At 30.6% G+C, this 7461-nt stretch carries 10 protein-coding genes; 1 reads left to right on the top strand and 9 read right to left on the bottom strand.

Annotated elements, in window-relative coordinates; genetic code table 11:
* Window positions 1–174 precede the first annotated feature (174 nt).
* The 8 genes from B5E75_RS13645 to B5E75_RS13610 all read right to left on the bottom strand — a co-directional run bounded on the left by B5E75_RS13645 (window position 175) and on the right by B5E75_RS13610 (window position 6162).
* Window positions 175–459, bottom strand: a complete 285-nt coding sequence (locus B5E75_RS13645; RefSeq protein WP_087360357.1) for a hypothetical protein — start codon at window positions 457–459, stop codon at window positions 175–177.
* A 45-nt stretch (window positions 460–504) separates the two neighbouring features.
* A complete protein-coding gene (locus B5E75_RS13640) occupies window positions 505–2259 on the bottom strand; it encodes a phosphoenolpyruvate carboxykinase (RefSeq protein WP_087360354.1) in 1755 nt (584 codons plus the stop codon).
* Between the two features lie 95 nt (window positions 2260–2354).
* Window positions 2355–2852: a hypothetical protein gene (locus tag B5E75_RS13635; protein ID WP_087360349.1), complete on the bottom strand. Its 498-nt coding sequence runs from the start codon at window positions 2850–2852 to the stop codon at window positions 2355–2357.
* Window positions 2853–2879: 27 nt separating this feature from the next.
* Window positions 2880–3380 (bottom strand): signal peptidase I, encoded by a 501-nt coding sequence (lepB, locus tag B5E75_RS13630; protein ID WP_087360346.1) that lies wholly within the window; start codon window positions 3378–3380, stop codon window positions 2880–2882.
* A gap of 29 nt (window positions 3381–3409) precedes the next feature.
* Window positions 3410–4135 (bottom strand): SigB/SigF/SigG family RNA polymerase sigma factor, encoded by a 726-nt coding sequence (locus B5E75_RS13625; RefSeq protein WP_087360344.1) that lies wholly within the window; start codon window positions 4133–4135, stop codon window positions 3410–3412.
* Window positions 4122–4553: an anti-sigma F factor gene (spoIIAB, locus tag B5E75_RS13620; RefSeq protein WP_087360341.1), complete on the bottom strand. Its 432-nt coding sequence runs from the start codon at window positions 4551–4553 to the stop codon at window positions 4122–4124. Before spoIIAB ends, B5E75_RS13625 begins: the two co-directional genes overlap by 14 nt.
* On the bottom strand, window positions 4550–4891 hold the full coding sequence (locus tag B5E75_RS13615) for an STAS domain-containing protein (RefSeq protein WP_087360338.1): 342 nt from the start codon (window positions 4889–4891) through the stop codon (window positions 4550–4552). The genes spoIIAB and B5E75_RS13615 overlap by 4 nt, the downstream gene beginning before the upstream one ends.
* 128 nt (window positions 4892–5019) lie before the next feature.
* A complete protein-coding gene (locus B5E75_RS13610) occupies window positions 5020–6162 on the bottom strand; it encodes a D-alanyl-D-alanine carboxypeptidase family protein (RefSeq protein WP_087360335.1) in 1143 nt (380 codons plus the stop codon).
* Between the two features lie 227 nt (window positions 6163–6389).
* Here B5E75_RS13610 and B5E75_RS14670 point away from each other — a divergent pair, with 227 nt between their 5' ends.
* Window positions 6390–6539, top strand: a complete 150-nt coding sequence (locus B5E75_RS14670; RefSeq protein ID WP_162607709.1) for a hypothetical protein — start codon at window positions 6390–6392, stop codon at window positions 6537–6539.
* A gap of 98 nt (window positions 6540–6637) precedes the next feature.
* Here B5E75_RS14670 and B5E75_RS13605 read toward each other — a convergent pair.
* Window positions 6638–7461 (bottom strand): DUF1848 domain-containing protein (locus B5E75_RS13605; protein WP_143746972.1); only part of this gene is annotated, 824 nt, incomplete at its 5' end.

The following is a 7461-nucleotide window of genomic DNA, read 5'->3' as shown; positions in this document are numbered from 1 at the left end:
ACTGATCTTGACCAGTGGCTTAAGACTGTGTCATTCCTCCTTGACACAATCATATAAGATAATATTCGTTAAAAATATACCTTTTTATTTAATTGTCCTTGACATAGGGTACACTTTAATATCATTGATATTTAGACAATCTTTTTTATTTTCATAAATAAAGCATCATACTTATTAACGATTCTTACGATAACTTAATAATAATGGTATGACATTCACCACAAAAGAACCTATTACAAATATCCATAGAATCATAGATAATGTTGGTGCAACATCTGCAATAGCACTCCAATCCCCTGCTAAACTCCAAGACGCTATCATTTGATACTGATCGCAAAGTGTCAATGCCATCAAGAATAAAGAAAGAACCATAAAAATATGATAATTTTTACCAGCGTTATACATATACAAATTCAATAAAGTCATGATAAGAGTTAATATTCCAAATATAATCCACATATATTTTTCCTCCTTTTAAAAAATAGGAAACATTGCTGTTTCCTATTATTCTTCAACAGGTAATTCTTTTAATTCTTCCTCACCTGTTACATATTTTAAAATGGCAATAGCTGCATCTTTTGGTCCTTGATGTTCGTTTCCTTTAATACCTAAACGTGTACGCAACTGACCAACTTTTACACCTTGCTTAAACATTCTTTTAAAATAATCCTGTAAAATAGGTTCAGTCTGTTCTCTTCTTTGAACTGGTCCAAATGGATTCGCAAAATAGCTTCCTACAAGTCCATATTCTGTTGTTGTTCCTTTTGCCATACGATTTCCTGCTCTGAAGACTTCTAAAGCTTCTTCTGGTGTATCAAAGAAACTTAATGCTTCACCATCTTCATCATAGTTATTTGCATATAAGAACAAATCAACATCATGTTTTGCCACAACATCTTTATAGTCTGTAATTGGAATGACAATACGTGCATTGACTTTATCTGGATTCATAAAGACTGAACGGTCTAATTCTTTAAAGCTATATCCTGCATCCAAGTCATCTAATCTGACAAAAGCCCCAATTTCAGTTCCTGAAGTCTTCACTTTTCCTTTATCACCAAGTGAAAGTACCCCCATATCATCATAGATTGTCTTTAAGTCTGTAATATAAGCAGCTCCAATCACTTTAATCTGTTCAATTGTTTCACTCTTACCAGCTCCACTATCACCCATAACAACGATATTTTTTGTTTCACCATTATGAAGTGTCATTTTAACCATAGCTCCATGGATTGGTAATTCACGATGATTAATTTTTTGAACATTATGCAATGTTAAACACATTTTTTTCATATATCCAAAATAATCAAAATCATCACTTGCTGATAATAAAGCAACAATCATATCATTAGATTCATCCTGATAGAAAGCCTGATTCATTTCACCATCTTCATAACCATAAACATAAATTAAATCTGGTTTACGATTACGATATTCAGATTCATCAGCCAAATCAAACAAGTTACATAATGTTACACCTTGTGCCATAAATTTTACGTTAAAGTAAACAAAACATAACAAATCTCCTACTTTTGCAGGATAACATAACCATGATTCTGCATCAAACTTTTTATCTTCAATAGGATTTGTTTTGATTTCTGGAAAGACTCCATCACGTTTATTACGTTTAGAATAAGCAATAAATGGTGGATGAATAACAACAGATTCAATAAATGGAATTTCATCTAAATTACGATATTCATATGGTAAAAATGGTCGCATATGCGTTACAGCTAAACCAGCATTTACCCCTGCAGTAATCTGACGTAAAACTTTATCTTTCTTTCCAATCGCTGATTGAATAGAACGATAAACTTCTAATACCAATTCTTCAAATTCACTTTGTGCATCAGCAAACTGAACATTTTGATAACCTGCTCTTTTTGTTTCATTAAAAACAATTGCATATCTTTGTAAACGACGCCAGAATAAATAAATATCTTCAACCAAAGCAATAAACATATCACGATCTTTAAAATATGCTTTTGCCTGAGAACGCATAGCACAAACTTCTTCTACTGACATGACTAATAATAATTTAAAAACATCTCTTAAATCTCTTAATAAGTCAACATCATCTTCTTCAATAGCATGTAAATATTCGTAAATAGTTGTATCAGTTCTTTTAATATGTTTAATATATTTTTCTAAAACTTTCGCAAAAGACTCACTTTCAATTAATTGACAACGACTTTGACAGAATTCTTCAGAAAAATTTAAAATTGCATTACCACGAGTAATATTAAATTTATATGCCATATTTTCACCCTTTCCTTTAAAAGATGTTTTTCATCTTTCAAATATGAAACAATTCTATCAAAAAAATACCATCTTGACTACAAAAATCATAAAATTTATGAAATGATAGCGTTTTTATTTTCAATTTCTATCTTTTTTTCATTTTTTAACAATATTTTTTCTATAAAATAGACAGATAAATATATATTTTTATGAGAAATATAAATATGACTACCATTTTCATTAATATTTATACAATCATTCTTGTATTTTATTTCATCCCTGCCAAAATCAATATAATAAACCTCATCATTCAACTGATAAACCATTGTATGTTTTCCATAATCAACATAAACTTTGTTTTTTGAATCCTGAATCACAAACCAATTATATAAATCATTTAAAGATAAATAATACTGCTCATCTTTAAAAAAACCTTTTAAATCAAATATATAAATCTTTTCATCTTGTTGATATGTTGTAGTATAAGTTGTAATAGTTCCGTTATATTCAAAATAACGACTTCTTTGTAAATACATATAACCAGCCATACTAACAAATAAAACAAAAATCATAATCACAAGGATAACACGTTTATATCTTAACTTTTTCATAAAACCTCCCAAAAGAAAAAGGTCTTATCAAAAGACCTTCCAAAAAACACGACCAACAACCTGTTCATCAAAATCAATATATCCCAAATTTCTAGAATCAACACTATGATTACGATTATCACCCATCACAAAGATTTTCCCTTCAGGAATATCATAAGAAAAATCCTCATTTTGAATCATGGCTTCATTAATATAATCTTCATTCAATAACTGACCATTACGATAAAGCTGATTATCCTTCATTTCCAGATGATCACCGGGTAAACCAACAATTCTTTTGATAATCTGATCTTCACCTTCAGCCACATGATATTTCACCACAACAATTTCATTATAAGCCGGTTGTCCTCGTTTATAAAAGAATTTATCAACCAGAATAATATCTCCATTATGATATGTTGGTTCCATAGAAGACCCTACAACTCTAGAAATCTGTACAAAATAAAGAACTCCTAGTGTTAAAACAACTGTAATAATAATGACTTTGATATATTCAAATAAAGATTTTTTAAAATCATTTTTTTCCATTTTCCTCGCCTCTGATGTATTATAGCATACTATTTTCCATCTTTTAAGCGTGTTCTTAATTTTGCGACAATTTTCTTTTCTAATCTTGAAACTTGAACCTGTGAAATCCCCAAGTATTTGGCAATCTTATCTTGATTATAATCCAAATGATAACGCATATAAATAATCATCTTTTCTTTATCATCAAGCTTTTCCAGTTCCATTTCTAAAGCCATTTTTTCAAACCACATATGATTGCTTTTATCAATTAAACGATCTTCCACACTAATCGTTGAACCATCTTTTTCATAAATTGGTTCGTTTAATGAAGTCGGATAATAAGAAGCATCAATGGCTTCCACAACTTCCTGAGGTTCTACATGAAGATATGCTGCTACATCTTCAATCGTTGGCTCCTGATTATTTTGGGTCTGTAAATATTCTTTGGCTTTGGTGATTTTGATATTTAATTCTTTTAAAGAACGTGATACCTTAATCGTTCCATCATCACGAAAATAACGTTTAATTTCACCCATAATAATAGGTACAGCATAAGTAGAAAACTGAACTTGATAAGACGTATCAAAATGATTAATAGCTTTCATCAAACCAATACAGCCAATCTGGAATAAATCTTCTTTATCATAATAACTGTTTTTAAAGCGATGCACAATTGACCATACTAAACCTAAATTCTCTTTAACAATTTCTTCTTTTGCCTGTTCATCCCCTAAACGGACTTTTTCTAAAAGATCTAATGTTTTAGATGGTGTCATGATTTTTTAAACTTTTTGTGATGATAAGTTTTGTTCCTATATTGATAACACTTTCAATTTCTAAGCGATCCGCTAATGTTTCAATGATTGTTAATCCCATTCCGGCATGTTCTAAGTCTTTTGCGGTAGTATAAAAAGGAGCCTTGACTTCCTCTAAATTATCAATTCCCTTACCATAATCTTGTACAATCAGTTGTACTTGTCGTCCATCAACTTTCATCTTCATAACGACAAAACATTCTTTGTTTTGATTGTAGCCATGAATAATCGCATTACTAACCGCTTCTGAAACAATTGTTTTCCATTCAATAATTTCATCTATTGTTGGATTTAAAGGCGTTAAAAAGGCTGCAACAGCTGTTCTGGCAAAGTTTTCATTATCCAGCAAAGCACTGAAACTGACTTCCATCTGATTCATAACGTTCCCTCCTTTAAACGTTCAATAGATTCATAATAAGGCATGATTTGAAACATCCCTGTTAATTCAAATAAGCGATAAGCCACAGGATTTAATCCTGTTAAAATCAATGTACGGTGCTCAAATCGCAGTTGATTATATCGCCCCAGTACCAATCCAATTCCTGAACTATCTATAAAAGACGTCTTTTCAAAATCAAAAATAACATCTTCTTCACTCTCATCTATCAAATCACTCAATTGTCCACGATATACTGGTGCCATTACACTATCTATTTCACCATAAAAATGAACAATCAGTAGATGATGTACTTTTTCAATTTCAATATGATTATCCATTGTCTTTCCTCCTTTTTAGCTATCATATACCAATTCAAAATGAAAAAAAATCGTTTCGATAAAACTAGAACTTATTCAACAAAACTAGAATTTTTATGCAAAATAAAAATCCATCCCAAGATAGATTTTTAAACAAAAACTTTTAATTGATTCATCCATTTTTCCACAAACGATAAAGCTTCAACATCTTTAGAAACCGTCACATCAAATGAAGCTATATTAACCTGATCCCTCATCAACAATAAATGACCAATTGTTTCACCTTTTTTAAGAGGTGGAACAAGATTTGTATAGTTGATTTGATAAGTGACCTTTGTCTGATTATTTTTATCTTGAATATACTGAACATCTTCTTTAACAACAACATCAACTGATGGTACTTTCGCATTATCAATTTTTATCTTTTCAATAACTTCATTTTTTTGAAATAACGTCACACTCTCATATAATGAAAAACCATAATCCAATAATTGCGAAACTTCCTGATTCCTTACCTTCGGTTCACTTTCTTTTAACACAATGCCAATTAATCTTAATCCATTACGTTTAGCTGTTGTAACAATACAATAACCTGCTTCTTTTGTATAACCTGTTTTTAGTCCATCTGCCCCCTGATAAGATTTTAATAGTTTATTCGTATTAACCAGCCAGAACTTATGGGCTGTATCTTCACGAATATAACTATCATATAACGATGTTGTCTGAAATAAACGTTCTCCTCCTATTTCAATCAGATACGCAGCCATTGTTCCTAAATCCAAAGCACATGTATAATGTTGATCATCATGTAAACCCGTTGGATTCATAAAATGCGTATTGACCAGTTTGAGTTCTTTCGCTTTTTCATTCATCATTTTTACAAAATTATCATTTGTCCCAGCAATACGTTCTCCTATCATAACACAGGCATCATTCGCTGAAGCAATGCTGATGGCTTTAAATAAGTCCGTCACACTCATCTTTTCTCCTTCTTCAAGATAAATCTGACTTCCACCCATACTAGCAGCATAGGCACTACATGTTAATTGTTCATCCCATTTTAAACTTCCTCTTTCAATTGCTTCAAACAATAAAATCATTGTCATAATTTTTGTGGTTGAAGCTGGAAACAGCTTTTCTTTTTCATTGGTTGCATACAAAACCTGTCTGGAAGATGCTTCCATCAATAAAGAAGCCCCCGCATTGGGTGCCAGTTTTAATTCTTCACCATAGACCGGTGTCACTAAACACATCAAAAAGACACATAAACAAATGAACCCTTTTTTTATCATCAAAACACCTCAAATTATTATATGAAAAAAAGAAAAAAACAGTCCATTTTTACAAAGATTGTTGATACTGATATCAACAAAGTCACAGATTTTAAATAAACGATATCTAAGTATCAAACTCATATGTCGAAAAATATCATTTTTTATGAAGTTTTAGTCTTGTAAGTCTAAAACTTTTATTTTTTATATTTTCAGATATAATATTTATAAAAGATAGGTGGTATCTCATGGCTATACTTATCAACCATCCTGAATATTTAAACCAGCTTATTTTACATAAAGATGTTCATCTCGTGAAAATTGTAACTGGTATTCACAGATGTGAAAATAATGTAAAGCTTTATATAATAGAAAAAATTCATTTTATCAATGGATAGAAGCTATATTCAATCCTATGAAGGAATCAAATCTTTATACCTTATTGATTGGCTTTTATCTTAAAAATGCAAGATGGTATAATCTTGCATTTTTTACTTTATATATCTAAAGACAATTGTCTATTTTTATAACTTTTTTGTTTAGCCTCTTTAATGATATCATCCTTATGGACATGCCCTATCAACAAAGGTGACAAGGGATCATGTTTATGATAATTCTGCCATACTTTTTTCTTATTTTCATTGGCATAACAATATAAACAGCCATGAGGGCAAGTATTATATTCTCCAATATCTCGACTTGGAAAACAGTGACAATGCTTCCTTAAAGGTTTTGATGAAGGTTGCATCACATCATAGCCAATCACATCTTGAAGTAGTGGAGCATTCAGACAACTTTGTGAAGATACACCATACATTGAGAAATCATAAGGTTCGCCACACATTTGAATTTGAAACTGATACTTTTTAGCAATCCCTACAAAAGCTGAAACGATTGTCTTTTGATCTTGTAAAGATACTTCTCGAATACCTGGAAAATTTCTTTTGGTTTTATGATATAAGTCTATAAAACTTATGACACAACGATGAGTATATCCTTGTAATTGAGATAATATATCTTCAAAATAATAAAGATGTTTTTCTATTGTATATTCCTGATTTATAAAGATAGGATCATAACGAATACCTACTGATTGTACTCCAAGTTGTAATGAAAGCTTTTGAATATCAAAAATCACATCCTGATAAGGAGGAACATAGGGTTCAATTTGTTTTCCATAAGGTGTAATGGTAATATAGAAAAAAGAAGGATATGGTTTGAGTTCATCTAAACGTGATAATATGGGGCGAGGATTCTTTGTACAGAATACAAAACAATCTACAACATCTTCATTGATCAAATATTTAGTAATCTGTGTCG

Source organism: Massiliimicrobium timonense, from assembly GCF_002160865.1.
GTDB lineage: Bacteria > Bacillota_I > Bacilli_A > Erysipelotrichales > Coprobacillaceae > Allocoprobacillus.
The sequence above is the reverse complement of the archived record's forward strand: the minus strand, read 5'-3'. Positions and strand labels throughout refer to the sequence as shown.

Excerpts from the sequence above, each read along its gene's own strand:
- B5E75_RS13625 (WP_087360344.1), bottom strand. The coding sequence starts at position 4,135 with ATGACACCATCTAAAACATTAGATCTTTTAGAAAAAGTCCGTTTAGGG.
- lepB (WP_087360346.1), bottom strand. The coding sequence starts at position 3,380 with ATGGAAAAAAATGATTTTAAAAAATCTTTATTTGAATATATCAAAGTC.
- B5E75_RS13640 (WP_087360354.1), bottom strand. The coding sequence starts at position 2,259 with ATGGCATATAAATTTAATATTACTCGTGGTAATGCAATTTTAAATTTT.
- B5E75_RS13610 (WP_087360335.1), bottom strand. The coding sequence starts at position 6,162 with ATGATAAAAAAAGGGTTCATTTGTTTATGTGTCTTTTTGATGTGTTTA.
- B5E75_RS13615 (WP_087360338.1), bottom strand. The coding sequence starts at position 4,891 with ATGGATAATCATATTGAAATTGAAAAAGTACATCATCTACTGATTGTT.
- B5E75_RS13635 (WP_087360349.1), bottom strand. The coding sequence starts at position 2,852 with ATGAAAAAGTTAAGATATAAACGTGTTATCCTTGTGATTATGATTTTT.
- spoIIAB (WP_087360341.1), bottom strand. The coding sequence starts at position 4,553 with ATGAATCAGATGGAAGTCAGTTTCAGTGCTTTGCTGGATAATGAAAAC.
- B5E75_RS14670 (WP_162607709.1), top strand. The coding sequence starts at position 6,390 with ATGGCTATACTTATCAACCATCCTGAATATTTAAACCAGCTTATTTTA.
- B5E75_RS13645 (WP_087360357.1), bottom strand. The coding sequence starts at position 459 with ATGTGGATTATATTTGGAATATTAACTCTTATCATGACTTTATTGAAT.